The organism is Aminobacter sp. Y103A (assembly GCF_030294925.1).
Lineage (GTDB): Bacteria > Pseudomonadota > Alphaproteobacteria > Rhizobiales > Rhizobiaceae > Aminobacter > Aminobacter ciceronei.
Genome location: NZ_AP017987.1, coordinates 45,758 through 61,742 on the forward strand (window position 1 = coordinate 45,758; position 15,985 = coordinate 61,742).

The 15,985-nt window shown below is 63.7% G+C and carries 14 protein-coding genes and 2 pseudogenes; 15 read left to right on the plus strand and 1 reads right to left on the minus strand.

Going from position 1 to position 15,985, the window contains the following annotated elements; translation table 11 throughout:
• The 4 genes from Amn_RS27760 (at position 1) to Amn_RS27775 (ending at position 4,374) form a co-directional block, all read left to right on the plus strand.
• A complete protein-coding gene (locus Amn_RS27760) occupies positions 1 to 1,005 on the plus strand; it encodes an Ldh family oxidoreductase (RefSeq protein WP_067967277.1) in 1,005 nt (334 codons plus the stop codon).
• Positions 1,006 to 1,107: 102 nt separating this feature from the next.
• Positions 1,108 to 2,112, plus strand: coding sequence for a glycine betaine ABC transporter substrate-binding protein (locus Amn_RS27765; RefSeq protein WP_154384449.1), 1,005 nt, complete (start codon positions 1,108 to 1,110; stop codon positions 2,110 to 2,112).
• Positions 2,113 to 2,252: 140 nt separating this feature from the next.
• Positions 2,253 to 3,125 carry an ABC transporter permease gene (locus Amn_RS27770; RefSeq protein ID WP_286298837.1) on the plus strand — a complete coding sequence of 291 codons (873 nt, stop codon included), beginning with the start codon at positions 2,253 to 2,255 and terminating at the stop codon, positions 3,123 to 3,125.
• A 4-nt stretch (positions 3,126 to 3,129) separates the two neighbouring features.
• Positions 3,130 to 4,374, plus strand: a complete 1,245-nt coding sequence (locus Amn_RS27775; RefSeq protein WP_502874774.1) for a quaternary amine ABC transporter ATP-binding protein — start codon at positions 3,130 to 3,132, stop codon at positions 4,372 to 4,374.
• A gap of 42 nt (positions 4,375 to 4,416) precedes the next feature.
• Here the strand turns inward: Amn_RS27775 and Amn_RS32760 are convergent, their stop codons facing one another.
• Entirely contained in the window at positions 4,417 to 4,590 is a 174-nt protein-coding gene (locus tag Amn_RS32760; protein ID WP_502874775.1) for a hypothetical protein, read from the minus strand.
• A gap of 24 nt (positions 4,591 to 4,614) precedes the next feature.
• Between Amn_RS32760 and Amn_RS27785 the strand changes: the two are divergent.
• The 11 genes and pseudogenes from Amn_RS27785 to Amn_RS27840 form a co-directional block, all read left to right on the plus strand.
• A pseudogene (locus Amn_RS27785) lies at positions 4,615 to 4,892 on the plus strand (GMC oxidoreductase); the annotation flags it as partial.
• A 397-nt stretch (positions 4,893 to 5,289) separates the two neighbouring features.
• The gene (locus tag Amn_RS27790) at positions 5,290 to 6,504 is read left to right on the plus strand and encodes an ROK family transcriptional regulator (protein WP_286298839.1); all 1,215 of its coding nucleotides are present in this window, start codon (positions 5,290 to 5,292) and stop codon (positions 6,502 to 6,504) included.
• The gene (locus Amn_RS27795) at positions 6,501 to 7,760 is read left to right on the plus strand and encodes a M20 family metallopeptidase (RefSeq protein WP_286298840.1); all 1,260 of its coding nucleotides are present in this window, start codon (positions 6,501 to 6,503) and stop codon (positions 7,758 to 7,760) included. The genes Amn_RS27790 and Amn_RS27795 overlap by 4 nt, the downstream gene beginning before the upstream one ends.
• 33 nt (positions 7,761 to 7,793) lie before the next feature.
• On the plus strand, positions 7,794 to 8,849 hold the full coding sequence (locus tag Amn_RS27800; protein WP_286299072.1) for a substrate-binding domain-containing protein: 1,056 nt from the start codon (positions 7,794 to 7,796) through the stop codon (positions 8,847 to 8,849).
• Between the two features lie 72 nt (positions 8,850 to 8,921).
• A complete protein-coding gene (locus Amn_RS27805; RefSeq protein WP_263008195.1) occupies positions 8,922 to 9,980 on the plus strand; it encodes a substrate-binding domain-containing protein in 1,059 nt (352 codons plus the stop codon).
• Between the two features lie 37 nt (positions 9,981 to 10,017).
• Positions 10,018 to 10,995 (plus strand): ABC transporter permease, encoded by a 978-nt coding sequence (locus Amn_RS27810; RefSeq protein WP_067967298.1) that lies wholly within the window; start codon positions 10,018 to 10,020, stop codon positions 10,993 to 10,995.
• Between the two features lie 10 nt (positions 10,996 to 11,005).
• Complete coding sequence (locus tag Amn_RS27815) at positions 11,006 to 12,220, plus strand: alanine racemase (RefSeq protein ID WP_286298845.1); 1,215 nt, start codon at positions 11,006 to 11,008, stop codon at positions 12,218 to 12,220.
• Complete coding sequence (locus tag Amn_RS27820; protein WP_286298850.1) at positions 12,217 to 12,975, plus strand: ATP-binding cassette domain-containing protein; 759 nt, start codon at positions 12,217 to 12,219, stop codon at positions 12,973 to 12,975. Before Amn_RS27815 ends, Amn_RS27820 begins: the two co-directional genes overlap by 4 nt.
• 502 nt (positions 12,976 to 13,477) lie before the next feature.
• Positions 13,478 to 14,373 (plus strand): annotated as a pseudogene (locus tag Amn_RS27830) (LysR family transcriptional regulator).
• A 105-nt stretch (positions 14,374 to 14,478) separates the two neighbouring features.
• Positions 14,479 to 15,282: a carbon-nitrogen hydrolase family protein gene (locus tag Amn_RS27835; protein ID WP_286298854.1), complete on the plus strand. Its 804-nt coding sequence runs from the start codon at positions 14,479 to 14,481 to the stop codon at positions 15,280 to 15,282.
• A gap of 14 nt (positions 15,283 to 15,296) precedes the next feature.
• A complete protein-coding gene (locus tag Amn_RS27840) occupies positions 15,297 to 15,959 on the plus strand; it encodes an RraA family protein (protein ID WP_067967307.1) in 663 nt (220 codons plus the stop codon).
• The last annotated feature ends 26 nt before the right edge of the window (positions 15,960 to 15,985 follow it).

Consider the following 15,985-nt stretch of genomic DNA (forward strand, 5'->3'; position numbering starts at 1 on the left):
ATGACGGAGCGGACAATGACGCTCGCCGCGGTCGAGCAGCTGTGCCTGCGTGCGCTGACCGCAGCGGGAGCCAGCGAGGACAATGCGGCGGCCGTTGCCCGATCGACGATGCTGGCGGAGCGCGACGGCATCCGCAGCCACGGCCTGCTCTATGTGCCGATCTATGCCGATCATGTCCGCTGCGGCAAGGTCGACGGAAAGGCACGGCCCGCCGTGTCGCAGCCGCGCCCAGGCGCTGTGGTCGTTGATGCGGCGACCGGTTTCGCCCATCCCGCCATCGACGCCGGGTGGGATCGTTTCATTGCCGCCGCACGGCGCAACGGCGTCGCTGCAATGACGGTGTTCAATTCCTACAATTGCGGCGTAGTTGGCCACCATGCCGAGCGTATCGCCGAGGCGGGACTGCTCGGGTTGTGCACCACCCATGCGCCGGCGTCGATAGCGCCGCCGGGCGGGCGCCTGCCGGTGATCGGCACCAATCCGTTTGCGCTTGGCGCTCCGGATGGCGCAGGCGGTGCCGCGCTGGTGCTCGACCAGTCGGCGAGTGTGGTGGCGAAATCGGAGATTCTTCTGCGCTCGCGGGAGGGCCGGCCGATCGAACCCGGGTGGGCCATCGACGAACATGGCGCTGACACGCTGGATCCGGCTGCCGCTCTGAAGGGCTCGATGCTGCCGGCCGGCGGCCACAAGGGTTTTGGTGTCGGACTTCTCGTCGAAATCCTGGCGTCCTGTCTTGCCGGTGCCGTTCTCAGCAAGGATGCCAGTCCGTTTTCCGGAACGGCGGGCGGGCCGCCGAGAACCGGACAGTGTTTCATCGCTTTTGACCCCAGGGCGTTTTCGACGGGCTTTTCACATCAGGTCGCAAGTCTCGTGGCAGCTATCGCCAATCAGGGCGATGTCCGCCTCCCGGGTAGCGGCCGCCAGGCTGCGCGGCGCCGCAATGAACGGGAGGGCGTGCGGGTCGATGCCGGCCTCGTGGATCGGATCGAAACACTCTGCCGCTAAAGTTTTTCTGAAATCCGGATCAGTTATTTCGGTTTGATAAAAGTGACTGCTTTCGACATCGTATCCCTCGAGGCCATCACAACGACAACAAAGGGAACTGCGATGAAGCTCAAGACATCCATTCTTGCGGGAGTTTGCCTTGCCTGCATGGTGCTCGGCAGCAATGCCGCCGAGGCCACGGAATGCGGGACGAAGGACCCGATCACGATCGCCGAAATGACCTGGCTGTCTGCCGGTACGCTCGCCTATGTCACCAAGGAGATCCTGGCCGAAGGCTATGGCTGCAACGTCCAGATCGTGCCCGGCGATACCGTGCCGACCGCATCTTCCATGCTGGCCAAGGGAGAGCCTGACATCGCACCCGAGCTCTGGGTCTCCACCGTCAAGTCGACATGGGACCAGATGTTGGCCAAGGGAACCGTCTACAAGGCGGGAGACATCTTCGCCAGCGGCGGCCAGGAAGGTTGGTGGATTCCTGACTACATCGCCGAGGCTCATCCGGAAATCCGCTCCGTCAGCGATCTCAAGAACAACTGGCAGGTGTTCGAGGACGCGTCGAGCCCGGGCAAAGGCCGCTTCTATGCCTGTCCGCCCGGCTGGGGTTGCGAGATCATCACCAACAATCTGGTCAAGGCGCTCGACCTGGAAGCGACCTACGAGGTCTATCCGACCGGCTCGGGTGCGAACCTCAAGGCGATGATCGCCAGGCAGGTCTCGCGCAAGAAGCCGTTCATCGGCTGGTACTGGGGCCCGACCGAAGTGATCGGCAAGTACAAGCTCAAGGTTCTCGAGATGCCGGCCTACGACCAGGCAAAATTCACCTGCCTCACCGATGCCAAATGCGAAAAGCCGGAACTGACGGGCTGGGCGGTCGGTGAAGTTGCGGTCGCGGCCACCACCAGCCTCAAGGACAAGGCGCCTGCCGTGGCCGAGTTCCTGTCGAAGATGCAGGTGCCCAACGTCGAGATCAGCGACGTGCTGGCCTGGGGCGACGACAACAAGGCTTCGCCCGAGGAAGTCGCCGCCTATTTCTTCAAGAACTACGAAACGATCTGGACGAAATGGGTCCCGGCCGATGTCGCCGAGAAGGTGAAGGCTGCGCTCTGATCGCAGCCTGGCGGCCGCGTATCTTCCCCCGGGCGCGGCCGCCCCTTCGCATACGATGCCCATGGCGCTTGTCCGCGGAACGTCGGCAACTGGCCGCCTCCGCGAGAGCCGCGGGTTGCCAACCTTGAAAGGGTCATGCCGTGGCAGACAATTTTCCCGAGCTTCTGGACACGCGCGGGCTCCGCTTCGCGATCGATGACGGTTTCAGCTGGGTCGTTGCCAATTACGGCGACACGCTCGAGCGGTTGCTTGCACCGCTGCTCAAGCTGCTCGGTGCCATGGAGGCCTTCCTGCAATGGTTGCCCTGGTATGTCACGATCGCCGGCATCGCCCTTTTGACCTACTCGGCCTCGCGTAACCTGCGAATGACGGGCAGCGCGATCGTCATGCTGTTCTTCATCGGCGCTGTTGGCCTGTGGAACGACGCCATGGCGACGGTAGCGCTGATGCTCGCCGCGACCATTGTCGCCGTTGTGGTTGGCATTCCGCTCGGCATCGTCATGGCGCGGTCCGACAGGCTGCGCTCGATTGCCTTGCCGTTGCTCAACATCATGCAAACGCTGCCGATCTTCGTTTATCTGATCCCCTTCGTCATGCTGTTCGGGCCGGGCAAGATCCCGGCCATCCTCGCCACCGTCTTCTTCGCCATTCCACCTGTCATCAGGTTGACCGATCTCGGCATCCGCCAGGTCGACGGCGAGGTGGTCGAGGCGATTGTCGCCTTTGGTGCGACACCAAGCCAGAAGCTGGTGAAGGTCCAGATCCCGCTCGCCCTGCCGACCATCATGGCCGGCATCAACCAGACGACGATGATGGCGCTGTCGATGGTGGTCATCGCATCGATGATCGGCGCCGGCGGGCTCGGCTACCAGGTGTTGCAGGGGATCCAGCGGCTGGAGGTAAGCCGTGGCCTTGTCGCCGGCATCGCCATCGTCTTCCTCGCCGTGATTTTCGACCGCATCGCACAGTCCTACGGCAGGCGTGCCCAGAAACACCTCGAGCACGGGGAGTAGGATCGTGACCGTTTCGGACGTGAAAATTCAGGTCGATAAGGTCTACAAGATCTTCGGCAGCCGACCGGACGATGCAATGGCTGCACTCCACGCTGGCGCCGGGAAGGCCGAGGTCCTGCAGAAGACCGGCTGCATCGTTGGCCTCAGGGGGATCGATTTCTCGATCCGCCGCGGCGAGACCTTTGTCATCATGGGTCTTTCGGGCTCCGGGAAGTCGACGCTGATCCGTCATTTCAACCGGCTGATCGAGCCGACAGCCGGCCGCATCCTGGTCGACGGCCGCAACATCATGGACATGAACGCCAGGGAATTGTTGGCGTTTCGCCGCAGCGGCATTTCCATGGTGTTCCAGCGCTTCGGTCTGCTGCCGCATCAGACGGTGCTGGAGAACACGATCTGCGGGCCGATCCTGCAGGGCGTGGATCGGCCCGAGGCGCTGACACGCGGCATGGAGCAGCTCGAACTCGTCGGCCTCAAGGGGTTCGAGCACCGCTTTCCCCGCCAGCTCTCGGGCGGCATGCAGCAACGGGTTGGCCTCGCCCGGGCGCTTGCGACGCAGGCAGACGTGCTCTTGATGGACGAGGCCTTCAGCGCGCTCGACCCGCTGATCAAAAGCGACATGCAGGAACAGCTGAAGCAGATCCAGGCACGGCTTAAGAAGACCATCATCTTTATCACCCATGATCTCGATGAAGCCCTGCATCTCGGTGATCGTATCGCCATTCTGAAGGATGGCGAGTTGCGCCAGGTCGGCACCGGCGAAGAGATCCTGTTCCGCCCGGCGGACGACTATGTCGAGCGTTTCGTCCGCAAGGTCGACCTGTCGCGTGCGCTCCATGCCAACGACGCCTTTGCCAAGGTTCCCGTCCTGACGCAGGCGGAAGCCACGGGTGACCAGGCCGCCGTGCTGTTGCGCCAACATCCGGCGGTGATCGTCACGCATGGTACGGAGATGCGCGTTGTTACCTCAGGCGAGCCGGATAGTGCGAAGAGGGCTGCATGCATCGACGCTGCGGCGACACTTCGCCAGACCTTTCCGCTCCTGGCGGATGAAGATGCCGTCGTGGTCATGGACGGTGGAGCGCCCGCCGGAGTCCTCACTCGCGAATTGGCATTTAAGTCGCTGTGTCGGTCGAGCGGCGCCGCCTACTTGGACCATCGCCAGAGGCCGCAGGTGCTCGATGATGTTGTAAAGCGATCATCGAATGCGGCCGATGATCGCCTGGGCCAGGGTCTCTGCCGCGCGTGAGGCGCGAGCGGGGGTAGGCGATGTAAAACGGATCCTCGAAGGTCATGCGCTCGGGCAGCAGGAGCTGCAGATCGCCTTTGCCACCGACTCCTCGGCATAATGGTCGGGGAGAAAGCCGATGTAGGCGCCGGAAAGCAACAGCAGCAGCGTGCCTGCCATGTGCGGGGTCGCCGCAGCCCAGGCGAAATCGACGCCGCAAATCGGAGTTTCGGTCACGTAGGTGCGCAGTGGCCCCAACATGTGCGCGACAATGGCGAGATCTACGCCTGGGTGCGCGAGACGATGGAAAGCACCTACCACCCTTGCGGCTCGTGCCGCATGGGCGAGGGTGCGATGGCCGTCGTCGACGGCCAGCTGAAGGTGAGGGGCATCGAGGGCCTCAGGTGATCGACAGTTCGGTCTTCCCGACCGAGCCGAACGCCGACGACATCGTGCGCGGCAACCTCCTGCTCGCCGCATCGAACGCCGCCATCGGGATCGCGCCCGGCGTCGGCCGGACTCAGCGCGCCAGCGAGCCAGCAGCCGGTTTCGTCGCCTTCAGCCTGAGCGCCGTAGCATGGGCGTGCAGCGTGCCTGGCACGCATCTGACGACTACTGCGCCAACGCCGTCAACGATTTCGACAACTCTTCCATCCGCTCGTCGTTGTTACCGGATGCGGACGGCGTAATCGGACACTGAGATCGCCGATCTCGAACGCGACATCATCGCCCATCCTGAAGAGCCTTTCGGGCCGGTCGTACTGGAAGACCCGTGTTGGCGGAGCTGCAGCCAGGTCGGTCTGCGCTCGCGCCGCACTGCGGACTGGCGCCGAAGGAGGAGGCAAGCCTTCGCCTGGCGACACAGTTTGAAATCATCTTGACGAAGCACGTATATTGACATTTAGTTCGGTGACAGAACGAACTAATAGAGCCGATATGACCGATGCACCTCGTATCTCCCGGCAATTCTCGCAGCGCTCCGTCATGGAAGCGATCGTTCAGGGTGGGCCGATTTCGCGCGCCTCCATCGCCAAGCTGACGGGGCTCTCGAAGCAAACGATATCCGAAATCGTCCGGGACCTGGAGGATGGCGGTTGGGTGCGCGAGACCGGGCGCACGAGTGGTCATGTCGGGCGTACGGCAGTTACCTATGAGCTGGTCGTCGATGCCGCTTTCATCGTCGCCGTCGACCTGGGTGGCACCAAGGTTCGTGTGGCGGTGACCGATCTTGCCGGACAGATCGTCATCGAAGATACAGCTCCGACTGATCTGCGCGGAGGCAGGCCGCTCGTCACGCAGATCGCCGGTATGGCGCTTTCGGCCGGTGAAAGGGCCAAGGTGGCGCGTGACAAACTGCGGCTTGCAGTCGTGGGCGTTCCCGGTGCGCCCGACAACCGCACCGGCCGGGTGCTGCTTGCGCCGAATATCCGCGATTTCGACACCATGGATGTGCTGGAGGCCTTCAGGCAAGCGCTTGGCTTCGACGTCGTTCTTGAAAACGACGTCAACCTCGCGGCACTCGGCGAAAGTTGGCAAGGCCAGGGGCAGGGTATCGACAATCTTGCCTATGTGGCGCTCGGCACGGGTATCGGCAGCGGGCTCATCCTTGGAGGCAATCTCGTGCGCGGCGCGGCCAACGCGGCCGGCGAAATGGGCTTCCTGCCGATTGGCGCCAATCCATTCGATCCGGAGTCGCTTCGGGTCGGTGCCTATGAACGCGCGGTCGCCACGCACGGTATCATCGAGCGCTACGAAGCTGCCACCGGCGAGAACATCAGCGTTCCCGTCATATTTGAACGCGCCGCAGCCGGAGACGCAGCGGCCGTTGCCGCCATCGACGAAACATCGCGCCAGGTCGCCTGCGGCATTGCCGCTATCTGCGCCATTGCCAACCCGCAACTCGTGATCCTCGGCGGCTCCATCGGCCTTCGACCAGAAATCCTGGAGCGCGCACGCCACTTCCTGCCGCAGTGCTTTCCCTACCCGGTCGACGTCGTCTCCGGCGAACTTGGGGCGCGGGCGGCACTTGTCGGGGCGACGGCGGTTGGCCTCAGCCAGCTGCACAACACGCTCTTCGGCGTCGCAACGCCGAATGCCGGCCTTTCCCTTCCGCCTACCGGCGCGGAATCCCCCCAGGAGGCCGCAGAATGACGGTAGAAAGCGACCTTTTCGGCCGTCTTCGCGCGGCACTCGATGGCGATGCAGCCATCGACCTGTTCCGCGGCGCGATCCATCGCGACAGCATCACCGGCAACGAGGCCAATGTCGTCGCCTATCTTGCCGACGCGATGCGCAAGCTCGGCCTCTCCGACGTGACGACGGCAGATTTCCTGCCCGGGCGGCCGAATGTCTGGGGCGAGCGCAAAGGCGCCGGCGGCGGCAAACGCCTGCTCTTCATCGGCCATACCGACGTCGTCCATGTCGATGGCTGGCGCGAAAACTGGGCCGGTACCGAGCGTGAGGATCCCTTTGGCGCGGCCATCGTCGACGGCGCGATCTGGGGCCGTGGGGCAGGCGACCTCAAGGCCGGCATCACTTCGTCGCTTGCTGCCATGGCGCTTCTCGATGCGGCAGGTATCCAGCTTGCCGGTGACGTTTCTTTCGCCTTTGTCGGCGACGAGGAGAGCGGCCAGCCGGGCACCGGCGTCTCGGCCGGCATCAAGGACTACGTGGCACGCATGGAGGCCGGCGAGGTCGAGCGGCCTGATTTCGTCATCTATGTCGAGCCGACGCAGCTTGCCGTTTACCCGGCGCAGATCGGCTTCTTCATCACCGACATTACCATCACTGGGCGCTCGGCCTATTTCGGTGTGCCGGAACTCGGCAAGGATGCGCTGCGCGCCAGCCACGCGGCGATGAGCGCACTGTGGAAACACTCCGACGTAATTTCCGCTCGCGCCGAGCACGCGCTTGTCGGCCGTTCCTTCCTGCTGATCACCGGGCTAAGCGGTGGCGGTTACATCGCCGTCCCGGAAAAATGCGAATTGTCGCTGATCCGCAAGCTTCTGCCGGGCGAGTCGCTCGACCAGGCAGCCGCAGAGATCGAAGCCGCCGTGCGTGGCGCCATCGACGACCCGGATATCGCGGTGGACTTTTCCTACCCTGCCGGTCGAGACCATGCACTCGGCGGTACGGCAGCCGAGATTGATGTGGGCTCCCCTGAGGTCGCGATGCTGTCGCAGGCGATCGGTAGCGCGCTGTCCGGGCGCGGCACCGTTCAAGGGGCGCCGTTCTGGTCGGAATCGCCCTTCTTCGTGAACCGGCTCGGTATCCCCGCGGTCTATTGCGCGCCCGGCGATATCCGGAATTGCCACACCTACAACGAACACGTCGAGATCGAAGAATTTCTCGCGGGCGTCATCGGCTTTGCGGCCTTCATGGCGCGTTTTTGCGGAACAGTTGACTGAACCATCCGAACCAAAGGGAGTGAGACCATGCAGATGACAAAATGGCTGACCGGAGCCTTGACGGCCGGTCTTATCATGAGCGCCGGAACTGCCATTGGCCAGACCGTCGGCCCGGCCGGTGAGGCAGCAACGCCGAGTTCCGAAGTCACGCTCAGTGACGCTGACATCGCGGCGCTGAAGGACAAGGGCTACAAGGCAGCACTGCTCTGGCACACCTCGTCCGACTTCACCAATGCGGTCGGCCAGGGCGCGACCGATGAGTTCAAGCGCGCCGGCATCGACATTGCCGTGACGACGGATGCCCAGTTCGACGCCGCGCGCCAGCGCAGCGACATCGAGACAGCACTTGCCGCCAAGCCGAACGTCATCCTGGCATTGCCGCTCGATCCGGTGACGTCGGCCGAAGCGTTCCGCCAGGCCGTCGCCGACGGCGCCAAGCTGGTGTTCCTGTCGAATGTGCCAAAGGACTACAAGCACGGTACGGACTACGCCGCGGTCGTTACCGACGACCTCTACCAGATGGGCAAGCAGGCGGCCGATGCGTTGGCCAAGTCCATCGGCGGCAAGGGTACGGTCGGCTACATCTTCCACGACGCCACCTACTACGTCACCAACCAGCGTGACCAGGCATTCAAGTCGACCATCGAGAAGGACTATCCTGACATCAAGATCGTCGCGGAGCAGGGCATTTCCGATCCGGCGCGCGCCGAGGAGCTGGCCAATGCGATGCTGCTGAAAAATCCGGATCTCGACGGTATTTACGTCACCTGGGCCGAGCCGGCGGACGGCGTGTTGGCGGCGCTGCGCGGCGCGGGTAACACCAAGACGAAGATCGTCACGCTCGATCTCGCCGAGCCGGTCGCCCTCGACATGGTCAAGGGCGGCAATGTGACGGCGCTGGTCGCCGACAAGGCCTATGAACTCGGCCGCGCCATGGCGGCTGCCGGCATGAAGTCGCTGCTCGGTCAGCAGACGCCGGCCTTCGTCGTTGCCCCGGCGCTGACGGTCACCAAGGACAATGTGTCCCAAGGCTGGAAAGACTCGCTGAACCGCGACGCGCCGCAATCGGTGCTCGACGCAGCGAAGTGACCGCCTGACTGCGGCGGCGCCAGGCCGCCGCAGTCCCGTAACCCGAGTATCGCATTTTCACGGGAGGAAACCATGCGCATTGCAACGACACTGGCCTTGATGACCGGCCTTCTGGGCGCTCACGCCTACGCGGCAGACGGCGCGACGACAGGACCGCATGGCGAAGGGCCGACGGCCGCAAGCACCGTCACACTGACAGCCGAGGAAGAACAGAACATCAAGGATGGCAGGTTTACCGCTGCCCTCGTCTGGCACGAGATGAGCGAATACACCAATGCGGTGAATGCCGGTGCCCAGGACGAATTCAAGCGCCTCGGCATCGAGGTCGTTGCGCAGACCGATGCCGGCTTTGACGGCGCGCGCCAGAAGGCCGATGTCGAGACGGTGCTGGCCAAGAAGCCATCGATCATCGTGTCGCTTCCGGTCGATCCGGCCAGCGCCGCCGCCGTCTACGATCCAGCCCGCGCCGCCGGGGTCAAGCTCGCCTTCGTCGACAATTCGCCGGCCGGCTACGAACATGGCAAGGACTATGTGACGATCGTTTCCGACGACCTGTTCCAGATGGGCAGCAAGGCCGCCGTCGCGATGGCCGACGCCTTGGGCAAGAAGGGCAAGGTCGGCTACATCTTCCATGACGCCGATTTCTACGTGACTAACCAGCGCGACCAGGCCTTCAAGAAGACCATCGAGCAGGACTATCCTGACATGAAGATCGTCGCCGAGCAGGGCATGGCCGATCCCGCCCGCAGCGAGGAGATCGCCCAGGCGATGGTGACGCAGCACCCCGACCTCGACGGCATCTACGTCACCTGGGCCGAGCCGGCCCTGAGCGTACTGTCCGCGCTGCGCTCGGCAGGCAACAGCCACACCAGGATCGTCACCCTCGACCTCAATGAGCCGGCGGCGCTCGACATGGTCAAGGGCGGCAGCGTCGCGGCGCTGATCGCCGACGAGGCCTACAATATCGGCGTAACCGCAGCCCGCTCGGCGGCCGGCGCGATGCTCGGCAAGGAGGCTGCGCCCTTTCTCGTCGTCGATTCCCTAGCCGTCACCAAGGACACGGTGAAGGAGGGCTGGAAGACGTCGCTGAACAAGGACGTCCCGCAATCCATTGCCGATGCCCTGAAATAAGCCACGTCCGGTCGGCTCTCATTCACGGAGATAAATCATGTCCAGTACCAATCAGGGTGCCGCGGTCCGCGCGGCGGGGCTGGCCGGCCGCGTCAACCTGCAGCAATATGTCGTCTACGTCGGCTTCCTGGCGATCTTCCTGTTCTTCGCCATCGTGCTGAAGGACAGCGGGTTCCTGACCGTCCGCAACCTCTCGAACATCGTGCTGCAGACCGCGCCGGTGACGATCATGGCCATCGGCCTCGTCTTCGTCATGTCGGCGGGAGAGATCGACCTCTCCATCGGCTCGACGGTTGCCGTGGCAGCGCTTGCTGCCGCGGTCACCATGCAGGGTTACGGCCTCGTCCCCGGCGTCTTGGCGGGGCTCGGATGCGGCCTGTTGATCGGCCTCGTCAATGGTGTGCTCGTCGCCTATGTCAGGCTGCCGTCCTTCCTTGTCACGCTTGCGACGCTGGGACTGTTTGCCGGTGTGTCGCGATCGATGACAGACCTGCGCAGCATTCCCGTCACTAATGAGGCCTTCACCGGCTTCTTCGGTTCCGGATCGCTGCTCGGCATTCCGTCGCTCATCTGGTGGACGGCGATTGCGGTCGCCTTCGGTCATATCCTGTATCGTGAAACCCGTTTCGGCGCGCATGTCCTGGCGATCGGCGACAATGCCCGGGCGGCCAGTGTTTCCGGCATTTCGGTGCCGAAGATGCGGCTTGCCGTACTGATGATCTCAGGTGCGCTCGCCGGCCTTGCCGGCCTGCTCTATGCCGGTCGCCTGCAAGCCGCGAAATACACGCTCGGCGAGACCGACCTGATGACGGTCATCGCTGCCGTCATCGTCGGTGGCACGCTGCTCAATGGCGGCAAGGGCTCGATCATCGGCGCGCTCGTCGGCTCGCTGATGATGGGCATGCTCAACAATGGTCTCATCCTGATGGGCCTTTCCGTTTCCGACCAGATGATCGTTCGCGGTCTCATCATTCTTGCCGCAGTCGCCGTGTCGCTGCGCGAAAAGTCCCGCTGAGGAGGATCGAATGTTTCTCGACGTCTTGCGCCGGCGCAATCCAGGCTTCGTCGAAGCAGCGCAAAAACTTCACCGCGAGGGCAAGATCCCGGCCAATGCCTATGTGATCGACCTCGATACCATCGAGCGTAACGCCGGTGTCCTCAAGGACGAGGCGACGCGGCTCGGCCTGAAGATCTTTGCCATGACCAAGCAGTTCGGCCGCTCGAGCTCGGCCTGCCAGGCGATCCTGCGCGGGGGCATCGAGCGTTCCGTGGCCGTCGATATGGCCTGTGCCAAGGCGACCCACAGGGCCGGCCTCAAGCTTGGCCATCTCGGCCATCTCCAGCAGGTCGCCCGCCACGAGGCCAATGGTGCTGCAAGGGTGCTTCAGCCGGATTACTGGACCGTGTTCAATGAGACAAAGGCGCGCGAGGCCGCAGCCGGCGCCAAGGTTGCCGGGCGCGTACAGAACCTGCTCGCCCGCATCCATGCCGAAGGCGATACGTTCTACCGCGGGCACGAAGGCGGGTTCGAGGCGGCCGACGTCGTTGAGGTCGCCGGCATGTTCGACAGCCTTGATGGCGGCCGTTTCGCCGGCATCACCACCTTCCCGGCGCTGCTCTTCGATCACCAGGCCCGCAAGGTCCTGCCGACGCCCAATCTCGCAACGCTGACGAAAACCGCTGAGGCGCTGGCGAGGGTTGGGCGCCGGAATATCGAGGTCAACGCTCCCGGCACGACCTCAAGCGTGCTGCTTGCCGCACTGGCAGAAGCCGGCGCCACGCAATGCGAGCCTGGCAATGGCCTGCATGGCACCACGGCCCTTCATGTCGTGGATGACCTGCCGGAGTTGCCCGCCATGCTCTATCTCACCGAAGTCTCCCACCTCTCGGGCGGCAAGGCCTATTGTTTCGGTGGTGGCTTCTACATCGACCCGATTTTCCCGGACTACGACGTCAAGGCCATCGTCTCCGACGAGCCGACGGTCGCGGCAGGCGCCTTGCGCAGCGTCGAAATCCCGCCGCCCTCGGCCATCGACTACTACGCGATGATCGACGCAACCGGCCCTGGCGCGCCAAAGCCCGGCGACACGGCCGTCTTCGGATTCCGCGGACAAGCGTTTGTCACCCGGGCCTATGTCGTCGGTGTGTCCGGCATTTCGTCAGGCGTGCCGAAGGTGGAGAGCATCGAGAATTCATTCGGCGAAACCACCGCCTGGCCGATCGAAGAGGGCAGAGCATGAACACGAACGCTGCCGTCAGCGGCCGCCCCGTTCTTGGGCTCAAAGATATCCGCAAGACGTTCGGCGGCATCGTCGCCATCGAGAACTTTTCGCTGGAGGTCTATCCAGGCGAAATCGTCGCCCTGGTCGGCGACAACGGCGCCGGCAAGTCGACGCTGATCAAGATCATCTCGGGCGTGTACCTGCCGACTTCCGGGTCGATCGCAATCGAGGGCGAAACCGTCGCCATGTCCAATGCGACGATGGCGCGTGCGCATGGCATCGAGGTCGTCTACCAGGACCTCGCGCTCGCCGACCAGCAGACGGTCTATATGAACATGTTCCTTGGCCGCGAGCCGACGAATGCCTTAGGCCTTCTCGACCGGCGCCGGATGATCGCCGAGACGGAAAAGCTGGTGACGGAACTCGATGTCCGCATCCCCTCCGCGCATTCAACGATCCGCGACCTTTCAGGCGGCCAGCGTCAGGGTGTCGCCATCGCCCGCGCGACGCATTGGGCCAGCAAGCTGATCCTGCTCGACGAACCCACCGCCGCGCTTGGCGTCGCGGAAACCGCCAAGGTGGAAGAGATCGTCGCCTCGCTGAAGACCCGCAACATCGGCGTCCTGATCATCAGCCACAGCCTCGATCAGGTCTTCAAGCTCTCCGACCGCATCTGCGTGCTCCGCCGCGGCAAGCAGATCGGCGTGCGCGAGACCAAGAAGACCGACAAGAACGAGATCATCGCAATGATCACCGGTCTGCAGCAGAGCTGACTGCGCGCCCGGGTTTTGGAGCCGGCAAAGCGAATGACTGAAACTCAAATGTCGCGCCAGATCTGAAATACTCGAGAGCTTGTCGAGCAGCAGGGGAATCTCGCCTGGGCTCCCGCTGGCGACGATCGGTTCTTCCAGAACGCCCCGTCCACGATGCGCCGCTGCGGCTAGAACAAGCTGCCTTGCTGACAGTGTCCCCTCCGGCGGCCGTCCGGATTTGGTGAGGGGCTCCCAGTGTACTCGGATATGCCAAAACTATGGACCCGCGGTGTTGCCGCGGGTCTTTTTTGTGAGCGGTTCTGGCCGCTTGGCGCTGGAACGCACGTTGATGCAGGGCATTGTCGAAATGCTATGCTGAAAGTGCCTGACCAGTTGGGTGCCGACCTGCGGCGACAGCGGTTTGTGATCGCCACTTCTCGTATGTCGAGCAGCTACAGGCGCGATGGTGACGAAGTGCCGACTTTGATTTGTCTTGGCCGATTGGCTGGACTATGGATCGGCGATGAACCTGCGCTTCGTCGAAACCTTCGTCTGGGTCGCCCGGCTGGGGAGCTTTCGCGCCGCGGCTGATCGGCTGAACGCGACGCAAGCGGCCGTTTCCAATCGCATCGCCAGCCTGGAAGCCGAGATGGCTGCGAGCTGTTCGAGCGCTTGCCCGGTGGCGTGCGGCTGTCGACGATCGGGCAGCGGGCGTTGCAGCCGGCCGAGGAACTGCTCAAGGCGGCGACAAGTTTCAAGGTGGCGATCGGCAGCCCGCAGCAGCTGAGGGCAACGGTGACGATCGGCACCATCGATTCGATCGTGCATGCCTGGCTGCCCAACTTCATCGAACGCGTGAAGGAGCGTTTTCCCTCGCTCGGGCTCGATCTCAATGTCGACACGTCGCTGGCGATCGGGCGCGAGGTGAGCGAGCGGCGGTTGGACCTCGCGCTGCTGATGGGCCCGGTGCTGAGCCCGGGCCTCAAGAACATCGACCTCGGCAGCATGGAATGCGTCTGGGTCGCCGCGCCCTCTTTCGGTCTTGGCGACAGCAGGCTCAATCTGGAGGACCTTCGCGCCTATCCAGTGCTGACCTTCTCGCGCAACAGCGTGCCGCATATCTGGCTGCTCCGGCAGTTCGAGGAACTGGGTGTGTCGCCCCCCGTGATCTCCAATTCGAACTCGCTTTCGGCGATGTCGCGGCTCGCCTGCGATGGTGTCGGCGTCGCGTTGTTGCCGCTGCCGCTCGTGGCGCCGATGATCGCGTCGGGCGTGCTGCAGCTGCTCTCGATCACGCCGCAGTTCCCGGCGCTCAAGCTCCATGCCGTCTATGCCGATGATCCTGAAAATCTAATTCCATCAATGCTTTCGGTGATCGCGCGAGAGGCGTCGCTGCACACGATGGGCGTTTCGGCGTAGCCTTGGGTGCACAAGTTTTTTCTATCGGGGACGACAATTCTTTATCGTTTGTCATCACCTCGCCGAGGCCTGACGATACCTCCAGATGAGACTTGGAGGACTTCGATGAAGATCAGTATGGTGCAAATGAATTCCGGTTCCGACAAGGCGCGGAACCTCGACGATGCCGAGCGTTTGGTGCGCGAGGTGGTCGCCGCGGAGAAGCCGGAGCTGGTGGTGCTGCCCGAATATTTCGCCTTCCTCGGCGAGGGTCGCGACGCGGTCCATGGCAGCGGCAAATATTTCCCCGACGGGGCTTCCTACAAGCGGATGGCGTCGTTGGCGCGGGAACTCGGCGTCACCCTGCATTGCGGCTCCATGGTCGAGAAGGCCGGCAACAACCACTACAATGCGACGGTCGTATTCGGGCCGAAGGGCGAGGAGATCGCCAAATATCGCAAGATGCACCTGTTCGACATCGACACGCCCGGCGGCGTCTCCTACCGCGAGTCCGATACGATCAGCCGCGGCGAAGACGTGGTGACCTACAAGGTCGGCGACACGACCGTCGGCTGCGCCATTTGCTACGACATCCGCTTCCCCGAGCTGTTCCGTGCCCTGCGCGACAAGGGTGCCGACGTCATCGTCCTGCCGGCCGCCTTCACGCTGATGACGGGCAAGGATCACTGGGAGCTTTTGGCCCGGGCCCGTGCCGTCGAAACCCAGACCTATTTTGTCGCCGTCGGCCAGACCGGCGCCCATGCCGAAGGCAAGAAATGGTGCTGGGGCCATTCTATGGTCATCGACCCCTGGGGCCTGATGGTCGCCCAGTGCTCCGACGGCGTTGGTTCGGCCACCGCCACGGTCGACCTGAACCGCGTCGCCAATGTTCGCCGCGACGTGCCAGTCGCCCAGCACCACGTCCTCTAAGGAGCTGCCCCCCAATGTTCGTCGTCAATGCCATGCCGCAGCAGATCGCGCCTGACCTCATCAAGAAGATGGAGCAGGTCGAGACAGCTACCGTCGGCCACTTCCTGCATTCGGGCTTCATGGATCGCGAGCTGCGCGCCGTGCTGCCGGAGAAGCGCATCGCCGGCACTGCCGTGACCGTGCGCCTGCCTCATGCCGACTCGACCATCCTGCACTATCTCACCAAGCTGGTCCGTCCGGGCGATTTCGTCGTCGTCGACCGTTGCGGCGACAACAAGCACGCCTGCTGGGGCGGCGTGGTGACTCATTCGATGAAGCTCGGCGGCATCGTCGGCGCCGTCATCGACGGCCCGGCGACGGACTTCTCGGAGATCCGTCGGGTCGATCTGCCGATGTGGTGCCGCGGCCCGTCGCCGATCACCACAAAGATCCTCGGCCTCGAAGGCGCGATCAACGTGCCGGTGTCGGTCGGCGGCCAGACGGTCAACCCGGGCGATGCCATCATCGCCGACGAGAGCGGCGTCCTTGTGCTCGATCCCGCGAAGGCCGAATGGGCGGCCGACAAGGCCATCGGCATGCAGCAGAACGAGCTCGTCCTGCTCGAGCGGCTGCGCAACGGCGAGAAGCTGCCGGACATCTCAGGCGCCACCAGGATTGTGGACGCCTCGGCCGCCTGACGCGGCCCAATATCGACAAACGGGAA

What these genes read in the sequence shown, in the direction of transcription:
- Amn_RS27800 (WP_286299072.1), top strand. Translation starts at nt 7,794, where the DNA reads ATGACAAAATGGCTGACCGGAGCCTTGACGGCCGGTCTTATCATGAGC.
- Amn_RS27795 (WP_286298840.1), top strand. Translation starts at nt 6,501, where the DNA reads ATGACGGTAGAAAGCGACCTTTTCGGCCGTCTTCGCGCGGCACTCGAT.
- Amn_RS27760 (WP_067967277.1), top strand. Translation starts at nt 1, where the DNA reads ATGACGGAGCGGACAATGACGCTCGCCGCGGTCGAGCAGCTGTGCCTG.
- Amn_RS27820 (WP_286298850.1), top strand. Translation starts at nt 12,217, where the DNA reads ATGAACACGAACGCTGCCGTCAGCGGCCGCCCCGTTCTTGGGCTCAAA.
- Amn_RS27840 (WP_067967307.1), top strand. Translation starts at nt 15,297, where the DNA reads ATGTTCGTCGTCAATGCCATGCCGCAGCAGATCGCGCCTGACCTCATC.
- Amn_RS27765 (WP_154384449.1), top strand. Translation starts at nt 1,108, where the DNA reads ATGAAGCTCAAGACATCCATTCTTGCGGGAGTTTGCCTTGCCTGCATG.
- Amn_RS27835 (WP_286298854.1), top strand. Translation starts at nt 14,479, where the DNA reads ATGAAGATCAGTATGGTGCAAATGAATTCCGGTTCCGACAAGGCGCGG.
- Amn_RS27810 (WP_067967298.1), top strand. Translation starts at nt 10,018, where the DNA reads ATGTCCAGTACCAATCAGGGTGCCGCGGTCCGCGCGGCGGGGCTGGCC.
- Amn_RS27815 (WP_286298845.1), top strand. Translation starts at nt 11,006, where the DNA reads ATGTTTCTCGACGTCTTGCGCCGGCGCAATCCAGGCTTCGTCGAAGCA.
- Amn_RS27805 (WP_263008195.1), top strand. Translation starts at nt 8,922, where the DNA reads ATGCGCATTGCAACGACACTGGCCTTGATGACCGGCCTTCTGGGCGCT.
- Amn_RS27790 (WP_286298839.1), top strand. Translation starts at nt 5,290, where the DNA reads ATGACCGATGCACCTCGTATCTCCCGGCAATTCTCGCAGCGCTCCGTC.